The organism is Streptomyces sp. NPDC088116 (assembly GCF_044741745.1).
Lineage (GTDB): Bacteria > Actinomycetota > Actinomycetes > Streptomycetales > Streptomycetaceae > Streptomyces.
In genome coordinates, this window is the sequence record NZ_JBIUTF010000007.1 from 539555 (window position 1) to 559944 (window position 20390).

15 protein-coding genes are annotated in these 20390 nt (G+C 71.1%); 10 read left to right on the plus strand and 5 right to left on the minus strand.

Features of this window, described 5'->3' with window-relative positions:
• Positions 1-18: 18 nt before the first annotated feature.
• The 3 genes from ACIOJD_RS28570 to hutI all read left to right on the plus strand — a co-directional run bounded on the left by ACIOJD_RS28570 (position 19) and on the right by hutI (position 4156).
• Positions 19-1275, plus strand: a complete 1257-nt coding sequence (locus tag ACIOJD_RS28570; RefSeq protein ID WP_401918726.1) for an allantoate amidohydrolase — start codon at positions 19-21, stop codon at positions 1273-1275.
• Between the two features lie 182 nt (positions 1276-1457).
• Entirely contained in the window at positions 1458-2864 is a 1407-nt protein-coding gene (locus ACIOJD_RS28575; RefSeq protein ID WP_401918884.1) for a formimidoylglutamate deiminase, read from the plus strand.
• Between the two features lie 77 nt (positions 2865-2941).
• Complete coding sequence (gene hutI, locus ACIOJD_RS28580; RefSeq protein ID WP_401918728.1) at positions 2942-4156, plus strand: imidazolonepropionase; 1215 nt, start codon at positions 2942-2944, stop codon at positions 4154-4156.
• Between the two features lie 39 nt (positions 4157-4195).
• Here the strand turns inward: hutI and ACIOJD_RS28585 are convergent, their stop codons facing one another.
• Positions 4196-5629 carry a hypothetical protein gene (locus ACIOJD_RS28585; RefSeq protein ID WP_401918730.1) on the minus strand — a complete coding sequence of 478 codons (1434 nt, stop codon included), beginning with the start codon at positions 5627-5629 and terminating at the stop codon, positions 4196-4198.
• Positions 5630-5797: 168 nt separating this feature from the next.
• Here ACIOJD_RS28585 and ACIOJD_RS28590 point away from each other — a divergent pair, with 168 nt between their 5' ends.
• The gene (locus tag ACIOJD_RS28590; RefSeq protein ID WP_401918732.1) at positions 5798-6145 is read left to right on the plus strand and encodes a DUF6415 family natural product biosynthesis protein; all 348 of its coding nucleotides are present in this window, start codon (positions 5798-5800) and stop codon (positions 6143-6145) included.
• A 171-nt stretch (positions 6146-6316) separates the two neighbouring features.
• On the opposite strand, the gene ACIOJD_RS28595 is transcribed toward ACIOJD_RS28590, so the two are convergent.
• On the minus strand, positions 6317-7744 hold the full coding sequence (locus ACIOJD_RS28595) for a cytochrome P450 (protein ID WP_401918886.1): 1428 nt from the start codon (positions 7742-7744) through the stop codon (positions 6317-6319).
• Positions 7745-8106: 362 nt separating this feature from the next.
• Between ACIOJD_RS28595 and ACIOJD_RS28600 the strand changes: the two genes are divergently transcribed.
• From ACIOJD_RS28600 to ACIOJD_RS28625, 6 genes are all read left to right on the plus strand, one after another.
• Positions 8107-9189, plus strand: coding sequence for a GNAT family N-acetyltransferase (locus ACIOJD_RS28600; RefSeq protein ID WP_401918887.1), 1083 nt, complete (start codon positions 8107-8109; stop codon positions 9187-9189).
• A gap of 158 nt (positions 9190-9347) precedes the next feature.
• Complete coding sequence (locus tag ACIOJD_RS28605) at positions 9348-10709, plus strand: glycosyltransferase (protein ID WP_401918733.1); 1362 nt, start codon at positions 9348-9350, stop codon at positions 10707-10709.
• A 56-nt stretch (positions 10710-10765) separates the two neighbouring features.
• Positions 10766-11611, plus strand: coding sequence for a polysaccharide deacetylase family protein (locus tag ACIOJD_RS28610; protein WP_401918889.1), 846 nt, complete (start codon positions 10766-10768; stop codon positions 11609-11611).
• Positions 11612-11781: 170 nt separating this feature from the next.
• A complete protein-coding gene (locus ACIOJD_RS28615) occupies positions 11782-13797 on the plus strand; it encodes a hypothetical protein (RefSeq protein WP_401918735.1) in 2016 nt (671 codons plus the stop codon).
• Between the two features lie 20 nt (positions 13798-13817).
• Positions 13818-14309 (plus strand): hypothetical protein, encoded by a 492-nt coding sequence (locus tag ACIOJD_RS28620; RefSeq protein WP_401918737.1) that lies wholly within the window; start codon positions 13818-13820, stop codon positions 14307-14309.
• A 167-nt stretch (positions 14310-14476) separates the two neighbouring features.
• Positions 14477-15514, plus strand: a complete 1038-nt coding sequence (locus ACIOJD_RS28625; protein WP_401918891.1) for a glycoside hydrolase family 26 protein — start codon at positions 14477-14479, stop codon at positions 15512-15514.
• Here ACIOJD_RS28625 and ACIOJD_RS28630 read toward each other — a convergent pair.
• The 3 genes from ACIOJD_RS28630 to ACIOJD_RS28640 form a co-directional block, all read right to left on the minus strand.
• The gene (locus ACIOJD_RS28630; RefSeq protein WP_401918739.1) at positions 15489-17801 is read right to left on the minus strand and encodes a lipopolysaccharide biosynthesis protein; all 2313 of its coding nucleotides are present in this window, start codon (positions 17799-17801) and stop codon (positions 15489-15491) included. The genes ACIOJD_RS28625 and ACIOJD_RS28630 overlap by 26 nt on opposite strands.
• Positions 17794-19014: a DegT/DnrJ/EryC1/StrS family aminotransferase gene (locus ACIOJD_RS28635; RefSeq protein WP_401918893.1), complete on the minus strand. Its 1221-nt coding sequence runs from the start codon at positions 19012-19014 to the stop codon at positions 17794-17796. Before ACIOJD_RS28635 ends, ACIOJD_RS28630 begins: the two co-directional genes overlap by 8 nt.
• A gap of 191 nt (positions 19015-19205) precedes the next feature.
• Complete coding sequence (locus ACIOJD_RS28640) at positions 19206-20111, minus strand: RNA polymerase sigma factor SigF (protein ID WP_401888273.1); 906 nt, start codon at positions 20109-20111, stop codon at positions 19206-19208.
• Positions 20112-20390: the final 279 nt, after the last annotated feature.

Below are 20390 nucleotides of genomic sequence, written 5' to 3' on the forward strand. Positions count from 1 at the left end.
CGGGCCTCCTTCCAGGAGATGTGGCGGGACCTCGCCTCCCTCGGCCGCGACCCCGGCACCCGTGGCTACCGCCGCTACGCCTGGACCGCCGCCGACGCCGACTGCCGCGCGTGGTTCCGCGCGCAGGCCGAGACCCGTGGGCTGACCTACGAACTCGACCGCAACGGCAACCAGTGGGCCTGGCTCGGCGACCCGCTCGCCGGGAACGCCGTCGTGACGGGCTCCCACCTGGACTCCGTACCCGACGGCGGCGCCTTCGACGGTCCGCTCGGTGTCGTCTCCTCCTTCGCCGCACTCGATGAACTCCGGGCCAGGGGAGCGCGGTTCACCCGCCCCTTGGCCATCACCAACTTCGGCGACGAAGAGGGCGCCCGCTTCGGTCTCGCCTGCGTCGGCTCCCGGCTCACCGCCGGACAGCTCACCGTCGAGAAGGCGCACGAACTGTGCGACGGCGAGGGCATCCTGCTGCCCAAGGCCATGGAGGCCGCCGGCCACGACCCGTCCACCCTCGGACCCGACCCCGAACGCCTCGCGCGGATCGGCGCGTTCATCGAGCTGCATGTCGAACAGGGCCGCGCCCTCGACCTGTCCGGTGACCCCGTCGGCATCGCGTCCGCGATCTGGCCGCACGGCCGCTGGCGGTTCGACTTCCACGGCGAGGCCAACCACGCGGGCACCACCCGCCTCGCCGACCGCCGCGACCCGATGCTCAGCTACGCCGAGACCGTCCTCGCGGCCCGCCGCGAAGCCGAACTCGCCGGAGCCCTCGCCACCTTCGGCAAGATCGCCGTCGAGCCCAACGGCGTCAACGCCATCCCCTCCCTCGTCCGTGGCTGGCTGGACTCCCGCGCCGCCGACCAGTCCGCCCTGGACACCGTGGTCGCCGCGATCGAGACGGCCGCCCGCGCATCCGCCGACCGGGCCGGTATCGACCTGCGGGTCGTCCGGGAGTCCTTCACCCCCGTGGTCGACTTCGAGCACGCCCTGCGCGACGAACTCGCCGCGATCCTCGGTGGACGGCAGCCCACGTCCACGTCCACTTCCACTTCCACCTCCACATCCACCTCGACTTCCACTTCCACCTCCGTCCCCGTCCTCGGCACCGGCGCCGGACACGACGCGGGTATTTTGTCCGGCTCCATCCCTACCGCCATGCTGTTCGTACGGAACCCCACCGGCGTCTCGCACTCGCCGGCCGAGTTCGCGGCCGAGGACGACTGCGTGGCCGGGATCCTGGCGCTCGCAGACGTACTGGAAGGACTCGCGTGCACATGACGCAGCCAACCGCCGCATCGCAGCCGCCCGTTGCCTCGCAGCCGACAGCCGGATCGCAGCCGCCGCCCGCCGTATCGCGGCCAACCGCCGGATCGCAGTCGACGCCCGCGTCGCAGCAGCCCGTCGCGTCGCGGCGGACGCAGGTCACCGACATGCCGCCGGGCGCGCGCGAAGCGAGGGACATGCGCCAGGGACAGGAAGAGCCGGCCGGGGCAGCCGGACCGGCCGCCCCGGGCACGTACGACATCACGTACTGGCTGGAACACGCCTGGCTCGACAATCATGTCGAGCCACACGTGGCCGTCGGCGTCACCGGCGGCCGGATCGCCGACATCCGTCTCCACGTCGAGACCCCGCCCCCCGGAGCCACGGTCCTGCGCGGCCTGACCCTCCCCGGCCTGGCCAACGCCCACTCCCATGCCTTCCACCGTGCTCTGCGGGGCACCGTCCAGGTCGGCTCCGGCACCTTCTGGACCTGGCGCGAGATCATGTACGGGATCGCCACCCGGCTCACCCCGGACTCGTACTACACACTCGCCCGCGCCGTGTACGCCGAGATGGCGCTGGCCGGCATCACCTCCGTCGGTGAGTTCCACTACCTCCATCACGCGCCCGGCGGCACGCCCTACGACAACCCGAACGCCATGGGCGAGGCCCTGATCGCCGCCGCGAGCGAGGCCGGGATCCGGATCACGCTCCTCGACACCGCCTATCTCGCCTCCGGGATCACGAAGCGGCGCGGCGGGGCGCCCCCGGAACGCCAGCAGCTCCGCTTCTCCGACGGCACCGCCGACGCCTGGGCCGAGCGGGCGTCGGGGCTCAAGGACAGCGACCACGTACGCATCGGGGCGGCGATCCATTCCGTACGCGCCGTGCCCGCCGAACAGCTCGCCACCGTCGCCGAATGGGCCGAGGCACGCCATGCCCCCCTCCATGTCCATCTCTCGGAACAGACCGCCGAGAACGAGGCCTGCCTCGCCGTCCACGGCCGCACCCCCGCCCGTCTGCTCGCCGACCACGGCGTCCTGGGCGCCCGCACCACCGGCGTCCACAACACCCACCTCACCGACGAGGACATCGCCCTGCTGGGCGCCTCCCACACCGGCACCTGCATGTGCCCCACCACCGAACGGGACCTGGCCGACGGCATCGGCCCGGCGACCCGCCTCCAGCGCGCGGGATCGCCGCTGTCGCTCGGCAGCGACAGCCACGCCGTGATCGACCTCCTCGAAGAGGCCCGCGCGATGGAGCTCGACGAACGGCTGCGCTCCCGCAGCCGGGGGCACTGGACGGCCGCCGCGCTCCTCCATGCCGCCACCGCCGACGGCCACGCGGCGCTCGGCCGGCCCGACGCGGGCCGCATCGAGCGCGGCGCGCTCGCCGACCTCGTCACGATCGCCCTGGACTCGGTCAGGACCGCGGGCACACTGCCACGACTCGGCGCGGAGACCGCCGTATTCGCCGCCTCCGCGGCGGATGTTCGCCACACCGTCGTGGGCGGCCGTCATCTCGTACGCGACGGAGCCCATGCCCTGATCCCGGACGTGCCCGCGTCCCTCGCCGAGTCCATCGAGGCTCTGCGCGGCTGACGTGGTTGAGGAGGCCGGCACCGGAACCACCCCCGCCGACAACGCCGTTGAAGCCGCCGAAGGAGACCATCCCCGCGATGACCACGACCACCCCCGCCGCCACCGCTCCTGACGGAACCTCTGCCACCACCGTCATCACCAACATCGCCAGTCTGGTCACCAACGACCCCTCCCTCGGTGACGGAACCCCCATCGGTCTGATCCAGGACGCGGCCGTCGTCATCGACGGCGACCGCGTCTCCTGGGTCGGTGAATCAAGCAAAGCACCCGCCACTGACAACGCCGTCGACGCCGGTGGCCGGGCCGTCGTCCCGGGCTTCGTGGACTCCCACTCCCACCTGGTCTTCGCGGGCGACCGCACCCAGGAGTTCAACGCCCGGATGTCCGGCCGCGCCTACTCCGCCGGCGGCATCCGCACCACCGTCGCCGCGACCCGTGCCGCGACCGACGCCGAACTCGGCGCCAACGTCGCCCGCTACCTCGCCGAGGCGCTCCACCAGGGCACGACCACCCTGGAGACCAAGTCCGGCTACGGCCTCACCGCCGAGGACGAGGCCCGCGCCCTTCGGATCGCCCGCGAGCACACCGACGAAGTCACCTACCTCGGCGCGCACATCGTCCCGCCCGAGTACGCCGACGACCCCGCCGCCTACGTCGCCCTCGTCACCGGCGAGATGCTCGACGCCTGCGCCCCGTACGCCCGTTGGGTCGACGTCTTCTGCGAGAAGGGCGCCTTCGACGGCGACCAGGCCCGCGCGATCCTCACCGCCGGCCGCGCGAAGGGCCTGCACCCCCGTGTCCACGCCAATCAGCTGTCGTACGGTCCAGGGGTGCGGCTGGCCGTCGAACTCGACGCCGCGTCCGCCGACCACTGCACCCATCTGACCGACGCGGACGTCGACGCCCTCGCCAACAGCGAAACGGTGGCCACCCTGCTGCCCGGCGCGGAGTTCTCCACCCGCGCCGCGTGGCCGGACGCCCGCCGCCTCCTCGACGCGGGCGCGACCGTCGCGCTCTCCACGGACTGCAACCCGGGCTCGTCCTTCACCTCATCGATGCCGTTCTGCATCGCCCTGGCCGTACGGGACATGGGCATGACCCCGGACGAGGCGATCTGGTCGGCCACGGCCGGCGGCGCCACCGCCCTGCGCCGCTCGGACGTGGGCCGCATCACCCCCGGCGCCCGCGCCGACCTCGCGCTCCTCGACGCCCCGAGCCATGTCCACCTCGCCTACCGCCCGGGGGTCCCTCTCGTCTCCTCGGTCTGGCAACGCGGCAACCGAGTCCGCTGAGCAACGAGTCCGGAGCGACTTCGCCCCTTCAGTACCGCCTCACCCCTTCAGCACGGCGACCTCGTCGATCTTCGGCCGCAGCTTCCGCACCGCCAGCGTCTTCATGTACGGCTTCAACCGCCGCCGCATCGTCTCGAAGTGCTCGTCCCCACGCGCCGACGACACATGTTCGTAGTCGTCCAGGAACTGCCACCAGCTCCCGCAGGCCGCCTCCAGATGGCCCAGTTCCAGCTGGCGTTGCGCCAGCACGGCGAGGAAGTGGACCCGGCCCTGGCGCTCGTTCTTCTGCTGCGCCTTCAGGGACTGCTGGAGCGCGGAGATCGAGCCCGGCAGGTCCTTGAACTCGTACAGCACATGCGACATGTGGAACAGATACGCCGTCTGGTCGTAGCCGCCGACCGACTCACGCCGGTTGTCCGCCTTCGTCAGCGCCGTCTCGGTCTCACGGAGCCGGGTGAACGCCTGGCGTTTGTCGCCGACCATCGCCGCCGAGTGGGCCTGCTGCCCGGACAGGAAGGCCCGAAGGCGCGGCCCGGCCTTCGGAGAGGCCTCGGCGGCCGAGTCGGCAAGCTCCAGCGCCCGCTTCCCGTAGCCGAGATTCGATGCCTGGAGGGACATCCCGCGCAGCGTCCGGCAGTACGTGACGTGATCCTCGGCGGCGCCCGCCAACTCCAGCGCCCTGAGGTAGTACTGCTGGCCGAGGCCGTGCGCACGTTCGTACATCGCCATCCACCCGGTCAGATAGACCAGGTCGGACGCCGCGGACAGCATGTCGGCACGTACGCCGTCCTCCGCCTCGGCCTTCAGCCACGGCATGACCGTGTTCACGAGGAATGCCGCGGCCATAGGGCGCGCGTGACCGCCGCCGAGTTCATCAAGGATGTCCGCTATTCGGTCCGTCATCGTGCGTACGGCCTGTACTTGCGGCGCGCCGATCCGGACCGTCCGCTTCCCCGGTGGAGCGGTCAACGGAGTGGCAGCCTGTGCCAGATCCGGAAACAGCGGTACCACAATGGCGGCGGAGAACAGCCCTGCGGCGATCAAGCTACGACGCGACGGGTCCATATCGGCCCTTCCCATGTCGACCAGTTCTTCGAAGGTGTTGACACCAGAAGAGCCGGGAGATCCGGAAGAACCAAGAGCGCCAAGAGTGCGCGGGGAGCCCTCGGAGGCGCCCGGGATGGAAGTGGCGTATGCGGGAGCCGAAACCGGGAGCCCTGCTTCCGCATGCGTTACCTGACGCCTCAGCTTTCGTGAGAACGCTTCTACGATCAGTGGCCTGACCTGCTCCTTCGGTGTGGTTCCCGCTACCCAGTGAGAGACCGCGGACTGGTCGTAGCGCAGCTCGAGGCCGGCTTCCGCGCCTATGCGATTGATGATCTGTGCGAACTGGGAGCGAGACCATTTGGCCTGGTCAAGCAGACACGCCAACCCGGTATTGGGTGTGCGTGAGTTACGTGAGTTACTCGCCATGCTTTTAACTCCCCCAAGCGTTCATGGCTTTCATTCTCAGACCTGCCCTCCACGGTACCCGCGGAGGGTAATGACGCGGTTTTCTCTACGTATGCGTCGAACACACGGAGAGCGGGGGCCAAGGTGACCACAGTGACAGACCATAGAGCCGGAGGCACAGAGGAAAACGTGCATTCGAAGGCATTGGCATATGACGCTATCGCCTTTGATGTCATCGGCCTGGATGCCGACAGAGCTCTGGCTCCACACCGTATGATGCCGCCGCCCCAGGAGATCGCCGATCTCACCGACCGGCTCATCGGCCATGGAGCGCGGCTCGTCGATGTCGTCAAGCAGGTGCCCGAGGCCGAGCACTCGGTCCGGGCGACGGGCGCGCTGAAGGACTGGTACGACCTGACCGGCAGCGGCCCCGGGGCCGGAGCCATGGCGAACTGGGTGCACATGCGCGCCCTGGCCCGCATGTGCAGGACGTTCATGGATTTTCTGCACGAACGAGAAGGGCGCCGCCGGCCATGACGCCCGAGGCCAAGCAACAGGCGTGGTTCGTGGTCTCGGTCTGCGCGCTGGGGCTGACCCTCGCCCTGGTCGTGGGGCTGCGCCTATGACCACGTCCGGGGCGCCACGGGCGGTGTTACGGGCACGGCCACCGCCTGAACCGCGCTGCCGTCCCTACTCGCGCGGCGCCGACTACCGCAGTCGTACCGGCAGTTCCCGCACGCTGTTGCTCACGAAGCTCGGGTTGTACGGAAGTTCATCCTCCGGGACGGCGAGCGACAGGCCGGGAAACCGGGTGAACAGCTGCCTCAGCGCGATCGCCGTCTCCATCCTCGCCAGGGGTGCGCCCAGGCAGTAGTGCGTGCCATGGCCCAGGGAGAGATGGCGGGTCGTGAAGCGGCCCCGGCCGCCTCTGCCTGCCCGGACGTCCCGGCGCGCCCGGGTGACGTCGAAGCGGTCCGCGTCCGGGCCGTACGCCGCCGGGTCGCGACCCGCCGCCGAGAATCCCGCCAGCACCGGGGTGCCCCGCGGGATCAGCGTGCCGTCCACCGTCACATCACGGGTCGGGTAGCGGAACGGGAAGAAGCTGACCGGGCTGTCCCAGCGCAGGGTCTCCTCGACCGCGTCCGCCCAGTCGGCCTCGCCGGAGCGGATCATGTCCAGCTGGTCCGGGTGGGCGAGCAGGGCGCGGACCGCGTTGGTGATCAGATTCAGGGTGGTCTCGTGCCCCGCGACGATCATCACGAGCATCGTGCCGATCAGCTCCGACTCGCTGAGCCGGTCCGCGACGCCCTCACGGTCGTCATCATGGCGCTCGCGGCCGTCACCGCCGTTACCGCCCTCATCGCCGTTACCGCTGTCACCGTCTCTGCCGACGCTGTTACCGCTGTCACCGTCACTGTCGAGACCGTTATCGCTGTCACCATCGCCGTCGACGCCGTTACCGCCGCCGCTTCCATCGGCGTCCGGCTCCTCGTCCCGCGCCGCGATCAGCGCACTGGTCAGGTCGTCGCCCGGCCGTCGCGCACGAGAGGCCGCCACAGCGCCCAGCACCTCGACCATCTCCCGGTTGGCGGCCAGCACCTCCTCGGGCCCGAGGTCCGTACTCACCACCTGGTTCGACAGCACATGCAGCCGGTCCCGGAACTCCTCGTCCACCCCGAGCAGTTCGCCGATGACACTCAGCGGCAGCGGCAGCGCGAAGTGCTGTCGCAGGTCCACGACGCCGTCGTCCGTCGCCGCTGCCACCCGCTCCACGCCGTCCAGCAGGTCGCTGGTCAGCCGCTCGACCCCCGGACGCAGCGCCTCCACCCGGCGGGCCGTGAACGCCTTGCCCGTCAGCGACCGCAGCCGCCGGTGGTCCTCGCCGTCCGACGTGACCATGCCCGCCACGGTCGCGAAGGTCCGCAGCGGCCAACCGTCCGGAATTCGCCCCTCGCGCAGCGCGGTGAAGTGCCGGGCGTCCTTCGCGACATCCGGGTGCCCGATGAGTTCCTTCAGCGCCTCGTGCCCGAGAACCGCCATGCCCGGTACGTCGTCGGGAAGTACGACCTCAGCCACGGTTCCCTCGGCCAGCAGGGCCGCGTTGGCGGCGTGCGGACAGCCGCGTGGCAGGTCCATCCGGGGCGGCGCGGGGCGGGGCGCGGAAGGCGCCGGGCGGGGCGCGGAATATGACTCGGTCAAAGGAACCTCCCTCCCGGCGCGCGGCAGTGCCGATCCTATGAGCGGTCGGGAGCCTTCGGACAGTGGTGGTTCCGGACGCATTGGCCAAAGCCACGTCCGCCCCTTCCGTCCCCTGAGGCTCCCCGATCCCCACCCGCCGCACCACATCCCCTGATTCGTCACCGGATGGGGCGACTGGCACTGTTCCGGAACGATTCGGGACCGGTACCGTCCATTCGAGCGTGAGCCGTGGGGGACACCGGCTCGCGGGGGGACGCGACCGGGGGGTCGAGTTGAACGATGTACGTGGTGCCGCACGCATCCGTGTGGTCACTCCGGGGGAACTGAACGAGTCGGAAGCCGAGGCCTGGCGCGCGCTGCGCGTCACATCCGGGGCGCCCGCCAACCCGTTCATGGAACCGGAGTTCACCCGCGCCGTCGGCCGCGTGCGGCCCGGCGCCCGTATCGCCGTCGTACGGGAGGCCGGTGACCCGCGCGGCGAGCCCATCGGATTCTTCCCGTACGAAACCGGCCCGCTGGGGCGCGGCAGGGCCATCGGCCTCGGGGTCTCCGACGCGCAGGGCGCGGTGCTGCGCTCCGGGCTGCGGCTGTCGGCGCCCGAACTGCTCAGCGCCTGCGCCCTCTCGGCCTGGGAGTTCGACAATCTGGAAGCGGGCCAGGGGCTGTTCGTGCCGGACGCCGCCGAGGAGTTCGAGTCCCCGGTGATCGACATCGGGGAGGGGTACGAGGCGTACGAGACGATCCTGCGCGCCCGGTCGCCCAAGTTCTTCAGGACGACGACGGCGAAGGAGCGCAAGCTCGGCCGCCAGGCGGGCGAGGTCCGCTTCGTCTTCGACGAACGCGACCCGGCCGCGCTGCGCACGCTCATGGAGTGGAAGTCCGCGCAGTACCGCAGGACCGGCCGCCGCGACCGCTTCGCCCAGGACTGGATCAGCGCACTGGTACGGCAGCTCGCCACCACCCGCACGCCGGGCTGTTCGGGTGTCCTGTCCGTGCTGTACGTGGCCGGGCGGCCCGTCGCCGCGCACTTCGGGCTGCGCTCGCGCACGGTGCTGTCCTGCTGGTTCCCGGCGTACGACCCCGAGTTCGCCAAGTACTCGCCGGGCCTGATCCTGCACCTGCGGATGGCCGAGGCCGCCGCCGCCACGGGCATCCGCATGCTCGACCTGGGGCGCGGGACGGCCGAGTACAAGGACGCGCTCAAGACCGGCGCGCTACGGGTGTACGAGGGCTCCTCGGCGCGGCCGGGGGCACGGGCGGCGCTGTACTGGCTGAGCCGGGAGCCGTCCCGCCGGGCGCACAGCTTCGTGCGGAGCCGACCGCGACTGGCCCGGTACGCGCAGCGGACGCTGAACCGGGTGGGGCGGCTGCGGGACAAGTGACGCCGTGCGCTCACCCGTGGGGGAGCACGAAGAGATCACGCGCACCGAGCGAGCACGTACACGCGAAGACCACGTACACGCGAAGGTCACGTACACGCGAAGACCACTCGCACCGAGCGAGCACGCACACACGAGAACCACGACCAGCGGGGCAGGCGATGACGCACACAACACACACGTCACACAGACCACGACCGCACTTACCCGACCTGCCGCCCATCGCCGTCGCCCAACTCGATCTCGACGGCTTCGACGGCAAGGTGCTCTCCCTCAGGCCGGCGCCGGGCGGGCCGCCTCCTAAAGAAGGCAGTGTCCACGCTCTCGTACGGTTCCGGGGCCGGCCCGTCGGTACGGTGCTCTGCCAGATACGGGCGGGCGAGGACCTGGCCGGGACACTCGCTGCCGCCTTCCGCGCGCAGACGGGCGCGAAGGGGCGGTACGAGCCGTCCGCGCCCGAGAACCCCGTCACCCCGCCCCGTACCACCGTCGTCGTCGCCACCCGCGACCGTGGCGGACAGCTCGCCCCGGCCCTCGACTCGCTCCTGGCCCAGGACCACCCGGACTTCCGGGTCCTCGTCGTCGAGAACGTGCCCCGCACCACCGCCACCCGCGACCTCGTCGCCTCCCGCTACGCCGGCCGAGTCGACTACGTACAAGAGCCGAGACCCGGACTGGCCAACGCACACAACCGTGGTGTCACGGCCGCCGACGGCACGGTCATCGCCTTCACGGACGACGACGTCGTCGCCGACCCGCACTGGCTCACCGCCCTGACCACACCCTTCGCGACGGACCCCGGACTCGGGTGTGTCACCGGCCTGATCCTCCCGGCCCGGCTGACCACCCCCGCGCAGATCCTGCTGGAGAGCCACGGCGGCTTCGCCAAGGGCTTCGCGCCCCGGATGTACGATCCGGCCCGGCCGCCCGCCGACGAACCGCTCTTCCCGTTCACGGCGGGCAGTTTCGGCTCCGGCGCCAATATGGCGTTCCGCGCCGGGGCCCTGCGGTCCGTGGGCGGTTTCGACCCCGCCACCGGCACCGGCACCCCGGCCAGGGGCGGCGACGACCTCTACGCCTTCGTACGGATCCTGTCCGCCGGGCACCGGCTTCGCTACACGCCGGAGGCGCTCGTCTGGCACCACCACCGCGAAACCTGGCAGGACCTGCGGAACCAGGCGTACGGATACGGCGCCGGCCTCACCGCGTACCTCACCGCCGTACTGATCCGACGGCCCGCGCTGCTGCCCTCCCTGCTGGCGAAGCTGCCACGCGGGCTGGCGCACGCCCGCGCGATCACGGCGCACCGGACGGACGGCAGCGGCGAGGCGACATCCGGAGCGCCGGGCGCGCACGGCGCACAGTCCTACCCGTGGCCGCGCGCCCTCTCACGACTGGAGCGCAAGGGGATGCTGTACGGCCCACTCGGTTACGCGAAGGCACGCGTGCGCGTCCGTGCGCAGGCGCGCACGCCGGAACGTGGGCAGCGGGCCGGTGGGCAGCGGACCGGGGGGCAGCCGTGAACGACGTTCCCGCCCGGGGGCCTGCCCGTATACCCGTCCTCCTCTACCACGCGGTGATGTCCGACCCGCCCGCCTGGATCGCCGAATTCACCGTCACACCCAGGGACTTCGCCGCGCATCTCGACGCGATCGTCGCCAGCGGGCGCGTCCCGGTCCCGGTCAGTACGCTCGCCGAACACCTTGCCGACGGCTCCACCGACGGCTCCACCGGCCACTCCACCGACCGCTCCACCGGCCACGCCCCTGGTGATCGCGCCGACCGCCGCGCGCCGTTGCCGCACCGGCCCGTCGTCCTCACCTTCGACGACGGCTTCGCCGATCTCCCCGGACCCACGGCCGAGGCGCTCGCCGTCCGCGACCTGCCCGCCACCGCCTATCTGACCACCGGGGCCATCACCCCGGGCCGGACCAGCCTGCTGCCGCCCGCACCGATGATGACGCTCAGGCAGGCGACGGAACTGGCGGAGTACGGCATGGATGTGGGCGCGCACACCGTCACCCACCCCCAGCTGGACACCCTCTCCGCCCCGGCCCTCCACCGCGAACTGCGCGAAGCCAAGGACACGTTGGAGGACACCCTCGGGCACCGGGTCTCCCATCTCGCCTACCCGCACGGCTACAACAGCCGCGCCGTGCGCCGGGCGGCTGCGGACACCGGGTACGCCTCCGCCGTCGCCGTACGGCACGCGCTCAGCTCGGAGCGGGACGAGCCGTACCGTATCGCCCGCCTGATCGTGCGCCGTACCCACACCGTGGCGGACATCGAGGCCTGGATGGCGGGTGAGGGGGCCAGGGGCGAGCGGACCAAGGTCGCCCCCTTCCCGGATTCGCTGCCCACGCTGGGATGGCGGTTGTACCGGGGCGCGCGCGCCCGCGTGCGCGGTCCCGAGTTCGCCGGATAGCGAATATGCGGCGCATGCAGCGCGTACAGCGCGTACAGCGCGTACAGCATCCAACGCCCTTGCGCATCAAGGGTGTACGAGAGCAACACAAAGGCGAAGAGAGTTCCTATACTTCGCTTCAGGGACAGCGGCGTGACGGCCGCGACCACGTCTGTGGGGGGAGTCGCGCTGTGCATCAACGTGTGCCCACGCCGGTCACGGGGAGCGGCGAGCTGCCCCCCGTGGAGAAGACCGGCTCCGAGGCCGAGGCCGAGACGAATAAGGCGCGTGAGACGCACGAGATGCCTGAAGCGCGTGAGGCGCATGAGGCGCACGAGATGCCTGAAGCGCCCGCCCCGCCCCGCCGCCGGAGACCGGCCCCCGCCGTCGCCCTGGCGATCGCCCCCTTCCGCCCCCAACCCCTCCTGACCTGGCTGCCGTTGGCGGTCGCGGCGGCCCTCTGGGCCTGGTCCTTACCGAGGATCGGGTTCCGGGACATCGGGGACTTCGGTCTCCTGGACCGTTTCCCGATCGCCTTCTACGCCTCGCTCGCCGTGCTCACGGCCGGGTTCCTGGTCAGCCTGCGCCGCGCGGGCACCGCCCCCTGGTGGCCCCTGACGTACTGCGTCACCATGCTGCTGGCGCTCAAGGCGCCGCCCGCCATCCTGTACGACACCGTGCGCTACGCCTGGGCGTCCAAGCACGACGCGGTCATCTCCCGGCTGCTGGCCGAGGGGACCGTACACCCCCATCTCGAACTGTCCGGCGGAATGTCCGCGTACGACCAGTGGCCGGGCTTCTTCTCGCTCAACGCGGCGTTGATCAAGGCCTTCGGGGTCACGGGCGCCGCCGTGTACACCAACTGGGCGCCGATCGCGTTCGGCCTGCTGATGATGCCGGTCCTGGTGCTGATCTACCGCACCTTCACCGACGACTGGCGGCTGGTGTGGACCGCCGTCTGGATCTTCCAGCTGGCCAACTGGGTGGGGCAGGACTACCTCTCCCCGCAGGGCTTCGCCTACCTGCTGTTCCTGACCGTCTTCGCGGTGGTCATACGGCATTTCGTCCGGCCGGGGACCGCCGGTTCGCTGCGCGACCGCTCCCGCCTCGACCCGTCGGCGACGTATGTGCCGCCGCCCACCACCCGGCGCCAGCGGGCGGTCTGCGTGGCGATCCTCGCCCCGCTCATCGCGGCCGTCAACGCCTCGCACCAACTGACCCCCGTCATGCTCTGCATGACGCTGATGGCACTCTGCCTCACCCGCCGCTACCGCAACATCGGGCTGCTGGTGGTCACCGGCGTCATCATGCTCGTCTGGGACCTGACGATGGGCCGGGTCCTCTTCCTGGACACGCTCGGCACGCTGCGCGACTCGGCCGGCGAGCTGATGCGGAACTCGCGCCCCGGATTCGCCGGCGAACCGACCGGCCCCGGACCCGAGTTGGTCGGCGGCGCCAACATCCTGATGGTGCTGGTCCTGGGCGGCCTGGCCGCCACGGCCGTACTGCTCCGGCGCAGACTCACCCGCAGCGCGCTGCCCCTGCTGCTGGCCGCCGCCGCGCCCGTACCGCTGTTCGCCGTCAACGACTACGGCGGCGAAATGCTCTTCCGCGTCTACCTGTTCGGGCTGCCCGGCACGGCGTTCTTCGCCGCCGCCGCGCTCGTCCCGGCCGCCGCCGGTACGGGAAGGGCGCGGCGCGTCGCCCGCCGGACCGCGCTGGTCGGACTGCCCCTGGCACTGACCGCCCTGCTGGCCGGCTTCCTGCCTTCGTACTACGGCAAGGAGGGCATGCAGTACGCGCCCCCGCAGGAGACCGCGCTGGTCGAACGGGCCTACGACCGGGCACCGGACGGCGCGCTGATCATGGCCACCACCGGTTCGTTCCCCGGCGCCTACTACCGCTACGACCACTACGAGCGCTGGTTCTTCACCGAACAGGAAGTGCCGGAGAACCTGAAGATGCTCAAGGACCCGGCCGGTTACCTCGACGCGGGCGTACCGGACGGGCGCCCGGCGTACGTGATCCTCACCCCGACCCAGGAGAAGGCCACCATCGGCGAGGGATATCTGCCGGCCGGAAGCTTCACCCGGATGAGCGCGGCGCTGAAGCGTTCACCGCACTTCCGGGTGGTGGAGGAGAGTCCGTACGGCCTGGTCCTGGAACACGTGGAGGTGCCCGCCCCACCCACCACCGCCACTCGATGAACGACACGGAGGGCAGTCGCATGCCACGTACCGAGGTACGGATCCAGCGGTGGCCCGGAGCCGTGCTCGCGCTCTGCGGGTGGCCGGCGCTCGCGGCGACCGCCCTGCCCGACGGCTGGCCCCTGCGCTGGATACCCGTGCTGCTCTTCGTCACCTTCGGCCCCGGATGTGCGCTGCTCCTTCCGCTGCCCCGCACAACCAGGCTGGGACCCGCCGCCAGGATCGAGGTGGTGGCGCTGGCCGCGCCGCTGAGCCTGTCCCTCGCGACGCTCGCCGCCACCGCGCTCTTCCTGGTGGACGGCTTCTCGGCCACGGTGTTCCTGGCGTCCCTGGCCGCGTTCTGCACGGTCGTCGCGCCGCTGCCCGCCGTACCGCTCCCGGCGGCGACCCGTGGCGCGGCCGAACGCGCGAAACCGGCCTCCGGAAAACCCGCCTCCGGAAAACTCGCCTCCGGAAAACTCGCCTCCGGAAAACCCGCCGCCGGAAAACCCGCCGCCGGGACCGGCCTGTGACGGGAATCCGGAGACGGCACACCCGGAACGCGCCCCGGAACGCGCCTCAGAAAGCGCCCCGGAACGCCCGCCGGAGCGCGCCCCAGGGCGCCCGCGCGACCGCCCGCCGGAGCACCCGGCTGGCACTCGTCCTCGCCGCCGTGGGCGCGTTGCTCGCCGGGCTCGGAATCTGGATCATCCGGGCGGAGAAGGAGGACAAGGGGACCGGCGCCACGGGCCAGGGGCTCCCCGACAACGCGGAGTCGGGCCCGGTACCGCACGGGAAGTGCGCGCCGGGCGTGTCTCTGGAGCCCCGCTGCGGGGCCTGGTGGGGCGCGTACGTCCCGTACGCGGAGAACGGCTCGCTCACGGACGCGGTGTACGGATTCGAGAAGAAGATCGGCCGCAAGCTCGACCTCGTCTACAACTACCACGACATGTCCAACACTCAGCGGGACGGCGTCCTGCTCACCCCCGACGAGCAGGAACTGGGCCGGGACCGGATGCTGATGCTGGCCTGGGAGTCCACCGTATGGACCGAGCCGCACCACGAGAACTGGACCGAGACCCAGCTCGGCTGGCGCAACGTGGCGGCCGGGAAGTTCGACGAGGAGATCATCGACCCGCAGGCGCGGCGCCTCAAGGCGTACGGCAAGCGCGTCTTCTTCTCCTTCGACCAGGAGACCGACTTCCGCACCCCGGACGCGGGCACGCCCGAGGAGTTCATCGCCGCCTACCGCCACATCCACGACCGGTTCGAGCGGCTCGGTGTGGACAACGTGGTGTGGGTGTGGACGGTCTCCGGCTATCTCGGCAACGCCGACCTGATGAAGTCGCTGTATCCGGGCGACGCGTACGTGGACTGGATCGGCATGGACCAGTACAACTACTTCCGCTGCCACGATTCCACGAAGTGGCTGGACTTCGAGCACAGCCAGCGGCCGTCGTACGACTGGCTGCGCGCGAACATCTCCGACAAGAAGCCCCTCATGCTCTCCGAGTTCAGCACGGCGCCCGATCCGGCGCGGCCGGAGCGGCAGCGCGAGTGGTACGAGGAGATCCCGGAGGTGGCGCCGACGCTGCCGGAGGTGAAGGCGCTGGTGCACTGGAACCGCCCGGTGCCCGGCGAGCACTGCGATCTCACGGTCAACAAGGGACCGGCGCTGGACGGTTACCGGGAGGCGGGCCGCGCCGAGTACTTCAATCAGCCGGTTCCGTCGCGCTGACGGCGTCGCGCCGCCTGCCCCGCGCGGCCCGTCCACCCCGTGCGCGTCGCGCACCTCGTACGGCCGACACCGCGCGCACCACGAGCAGAGCTGCGGCGACCGCCGCCGACGCGGGCAGCGCGACCGCCGCGAACTGATGCTGCCCCGCCCAGCCGGCCACCACGAGCACCCACGCCACGCTCGCCAGGACGCGGGTGTCCGTACGCAGAGACCGCAGGATGGCGAAGGCCAGCCCCAGACACAGCAGTTGCAGCAGCAGGGGCAGACCGCGCGGCACCACCTCCGGGGGCACCGGTCCGCCTACCCCCGTGAGGAAGCCGACGACCGGCGCGTGCCAGGGTCCTGACGCGCGGTCGGGCCGTACGCCCAGCAGCATCGGCGCGGTGTGCAGCGCGGCGAAGGTCATCAGCGGCCCCAGCGCGAGCAGCACGGGACCCGGTCGTACGAGGGAGACGGCGGCGCACTGCACGACGATCAGCAGGATGCCCGCGACGACGGTGAGCGGGGGCAGCACGTCGAGGAGCTGGGTGCCGGTGAGCTGGTCGCGGCCGAGGCCGGCGGCGCGGATCAGCGGGATCCAGAAGAGCCCCGCCGCGAGCCCGAGCAGCAGCCACAGGACACTGATCGCCAGGCTCTCGTCCGGTGGCCCGGCGTGCTCCCCGCCGGAGCCGTCCGTTCCGCGCCCCTGTGCGTGGGCGGGCACGGGCAGGCCGAAGGCCAGCGTCGGGGTGTCGTGCGCGCCGTCCAGATACGCGGCCCGCCCCGCCCAGGGCGCCGTCCCGTACCGCGACATCTCCTCGGCCGCTTCCGCACGGCGCCGGGCGGCCCCACGCGCCCACTCCGTGCCGTACACCTCGGTGTCCCCCGGATGCCCAGAATCGCCCGCTTCCTCAGGAGGACGGCCGGTCTTCGCCTCCTCAGGAAGGCGTCCGGAAGGGTGTTCGCTGCGAAGAGCCGCGCGCAGTCCGGGCGCCGCCACCAGCGCCACCAGCGTCATGGAGAGCAGCATCGCCAGTCCCGCGCCCGAGATCCCGGCGGGTCCCAGCAGGAACAGCGCGCTGCCCAGTACGGACACGCACATGGCGCCCTGGAGGGCGGCGAGCATGCCCGTACGGCCCTGGACGCGCAGCACTCCTATGTACAGCTCCACGACGACCCGGGGCAGCGCGGCGGCGGCCAGCAGCCGCAGCACGGTGGTGCCGTGCCGCGCGTAGTCGTCGCCGAACGGCGCGAGGATCTGCGGCGCGAAGACCACCAGCACCAGGACCACCGGCACCAGCAGGACGGTCATCCGGCGCAGCGCACCGCGCACGCCCTCGGCGAGCCGGTCCGGGCTGTGCGAGGCGTGCGCGGTGAGCGAGGAGGCCATGTTGATGGCCATGAACTCCATGGTGCCGCCGACGGTGTAGGCGGTGTAGAAGAAGGCGTTGTGCGCGGCGTCGAAGCGGACCGCGACCATCACCGGCAGCAGATTGATCATCGCCAGGCTGAACAGCGCCCCGACCGAGTCCCCGGCGAGGAACCGCCCGATGTCGGCGATTCTCGGCGGCTCGCGGTCGCGGTCGGCCGAGGCCTGCCGGGGGATGAGCCTGCGGAAGATCAGCCAGCCGAGCGGCACTACGGACAGGGCGATGGCAGCGGCCCAGGAGACGAAGACGCCCAGGACCGGCATGGCCGTGGCGAACGCGATGAGCAGCACCAGTTTGCCGAGTGAGAACGCCGCGTTGCCGACGGGCACCCAGAAGGCCCGCCGCAGCCCGGTCAGTACCCCGTCCTGGAGAGTGAGCAGCGCCCAGGCGACGCAGGACGCGGTGAAGACGAGTCCGGTGGTGAGCCCGCCGAGCGGCGCGTAGGAGGGGCCCCACAGGTCGAGGGTCAGCAGGAACACCACGCAGGCGGCGCACACCACGAGCGAACTGACGGCGTACGCCCGCCACACCAGCGGTCCGGTGGCCCGGCCGGCCCGGGGGACGTAGCGCACCACCGCGCCGATCATGGTGGTGGCGGTGATCGAGGCCAGCAGCCGCATGGCGGCGATGGCGGCCGAGCCCTGCCCGACCGCCTCCTCCGTGTAGTAGCGCGCGGCGACCAGCCAGAAACCGAGGCCCAGGGCGGCGGAGACGCCGGTGGAGAGCATCAGGGCGTAGGCGTTACGGAACATCGAGTCGCCGTCGGCCACTTCGGCGGCCCCGGTCTCCGCCCTTGCCACGGCCCCTGGTCGATCCCCGTCACCGGCCTTCACCCCGTCGCCCGGTGCGGTTCCCCGTAACCGGACGGCGTCACCCACCGCTGCCGTGCCCCGGTAACCGCGCGGGCCGGGCACCCAGTTCGGTGAGTACGGCGATCACCCGGCGGGCCAGGCGCGGGTCGACGGGCAGGGCGTGCCGGGCGAACCAGGCGGCCGGTCCGGGAGCGGGCGACGGATCGGTGAAAGCCTCGCCCGCGTACGTGTCGAGCGGCGGATCGTAGAGATAGCCGGTGGTGACACGGTGCCGGGCGAGCGCGGCGACGGCGGCGTCACGGTCCTCGACGAGCAACGGCACCCGGAAGAGCGGCTGTACGGGAGCCCGGGATCCGAGCCCCTCACCGCCGAGCCCCTCACCGCCGAGCCCCCCGGCACCCGATGCCGGCCGTTCGCCGCCGGGCGCCGCCCAGGCAGTGGCCAACAGCGCCTCCGTACCGCGCCGATGGGCCGCGAGCCGCTCGTCCAGCCCCGAGAGCAGCCGTTCCGTACGTCTGAGCCGGGTCCGGCCCGGCCGGATCCGGTAGTCGTGCATGTCGACACGGACCCAGGGATGGAACGCGCCGAGCCCCGGCGCCGTACCCAGCGCCCGCTTCAGCTCCCCGGCCCGCAGCGGCATTCTGATCTCCTCGCGCTCCTCCTGGCCGAGCAGCCGCAGCGCGGCCCGCGCGGCCCCGGCCAGCCGTAGTCCCCGGATCCCGGCCTCGGCGTACGGGCGTAACGCGTAGGCCAGTTCTGCGGTCGGCCGGGAGGGTTCGAGCAGTTCGTCGCGGGCCTTCGCCAGGGCCGTCCGAAGACCAGGGTCCGCGATGGTGAGGAAACCACCGGTCTTGGCCCCCACGTGCTTGGAGAGGCTGAACACGGACGCGTCCCCGAAGCTGCCGACGGGCCGTCCCGCCACCTCGCTGCCGATGGCGTGCGCGGCGTCCTCGATCAACGCGATCCCCAACGCGTCGCAGCGCGCGCGCAGTTCGGGCGCGGGGTCGGGGTTCCCGTACAGATTGGTGGTGAGCACGGCCGACAGCCCGCGCCAGTCCGATTCAGGGACGGCGGCCAGGTCGATGGACCCGTCGCGCGCGTCCAACGGCGCCTGTACGGGGCGCAGTCCGGCGGCGAGCACCACGAAGAAGATCACGTCGTCGTTGACCGGCGACATCAGGACCCGCCCACCGGGCGGACACCAGTGGCGCAGCGCCACGTACAGCCCGAGCCGGCACGACGGCACGTACAGACATTCCCTGCCGAGGCGATGGCGCATCAGCGTCTCCAACGCCGCGTACGCCGTGTGCTCGTGCTCCGCCGGCCGGCTCTCCCCAAAAGCCATCCCAACTTCCCCCAACTTCCCCCTGCCCCCGCCTCCCTACCCAAAGACGTGTACCGGAATTCCCATGAGGCGGGAATTCCGGTACGAGAGGGCGCAAGCCGGTCGCAACCGGCGCCACGTCACTGCTACTCCTCCAGCGTCAGACCCTTTCTGAGCCTGGTCAGGGTGCGGGAGAGCAGCCGGGAGACGTGCATCTGCGAGATGTTGAGCTCCTCGCCGATCTCCGACTGGGTCATATTGGCGACGAAACGCAGCGAGAGGATCTGGCGGTCCCGCGGCGGCAGGCTCGCGATCAGCGGCTTCAGCGACTCGACGTACTCGATGCCCTCAAGACCGTGGTCCTCGTAGCCGATCCGGTCCGCGAGCGCGCCCTCGGAGTCGTCCTCCTCGGGCTGCGCGTCCAGGGAGCTGGCGGTGTACGCGTTGCTCGCCGCCATGCCCTCGACGACTTCGTCGTTGGTGATGCCGAGGCGGTGGGCGAGTTCGCCGATGGTGGGGGCGCGGTCGAACTGCTGGGCCAGTTCGTCACCGGCCTTGGCGAGGTCGAGGCGGAGTTCCTGGAGCCTGCGCGGGACGCGCACCGACCACGACGTGTCGCGGAAGAAACGCTTGATCTCGCCGACGATGGTCGGCATCGCGAACGTGGGGAACTCGACGCCCCGGCTGAGCTCGAACCGGTCGATGGCCTTGATCAGGCCGATGGTGCCGACCTGGACTATGTCCTCCATCGGCTCGCTGCGCGAGCGGAACCGGGAGGCCGCGAACTTCACCAGCGCGAGATTCAACTCGACCAGGGTGTTGCGTACGTAGGCGTGCTCGTGGGTGCCCTCTTCGAGGGATTCCAGGCGAGCGAAGAGCGTCTTCGACAGGGCCCGCGCATCTACCGCGCCCACCTCGTCGTAGGGCGGGATCTCGGGCAGTTCCTCCAGACCCTCGGTGTCGGCCGGCAGTGTGACGCCGGTCTCGATATCCGCGGGCGGAGTTGTCGACGGCGCGTAGGGGGTACGCGTTTCGTCGAGCCGGGGTGACATGGTCTCCTCCATCGTTCTCGGCATGTGGCTGCCGATGCCAATACGCGTTGCTACGGTTTGCCGCGCCTCCAGAGCCGGCCGTGTCGGTTGTGTCCCTACTAGCCCTACCCGGTCGGCAGGGACAGTTGCAAGTGTTAATTGTGCTACATGTCTGTATTGTGGGGGACTTTGGCTACCGGTGGGCGTTCGGAGGGCGTAATGTTCGAACGACGTCATCCACCTGTGATGACGTCGAGACATCGCACAGCGGCGTCACCTGAATCACCATCTGACATACGG

What these genes read in the sequence shown, in the direction of transcription:
- ACIOJD_RS28585 (WP_401918730.1), bottom strand. Translation starts at nt 5,629, where the DNA reads ATGGCGAGTAACTCACGTAACTCACGCACACCCAATACCGGGTTGGCG.
- ACIOJD_RS28575 (WP_401918884.1), top strand. Translation starts at nt 1,458, where the DNA reads ATGCGCCAGGGACAGGAAGAGCCGGCCGGGGCAGCCGGACCGGCCGCC.
- ACIOJD_RS28570 (WP_401918726.1), top strand. Translation starts at nt 19, where the DNA reads ATGTGGCGGGACCTCGCCTCCCTCGGCCGCGACCCCGGCACCCGTGGC.
- ACIOJD_RS28640 (WP_401888273.1), bottom strand. Translation starts at nt 20,111, where the DNA reads ATGTCACCCCGGCTCGACGAAACGCGTACCCCCTACGCGCCGTCGACA.
- hutI (WP_401918728.1), top strand. Translation starts at nt 2,942, where the DNA reads ATGACCACGACCACCCCCGCCGCCACCGCTCCTGACGGAACCTCTGCC.
- ACIOJD_RS28635 (WP_401918893.1), bottom strand. Translation starts at nt 19,014, where the DNA reads ATGCGCCATCGCCTCGGCAGGGAATGTCTGTACGTGCCGTCGTGCCGG.
- ACIOJD_RS28610 (WP_401918889.1), top strand. Translation starts at nt 10,766, where the DNA reads ATGTCCGACCCGCCCGCCTGGATCGCCGAATTCACCGTCACACCCAGG.
- ACIOJD_RS28595 (WP_401918886.1), bottom strand. Translation starts at nt 7,744, where the DNA reads ATGGACCTGCCACGCGGCTGTCCGCACGCCGCCAACGCGGCCCTGCTG.
- ACIOJD_RS28620 (WP_401918737.1), top strand. Translation starts at nt 13,818, where the DNA reads ATGCCACGTACCGAGGTACGGATCCAGCGGTGGCCCGGAGCCGTGCTC.
- ACIOJD_RS28605 (WP_401918733.1), top strand. Translation starts at nt 9,348, where the DNA reads ATGACGCACACAACACACACGTCACACAGACCACGACCGCACTTACCC.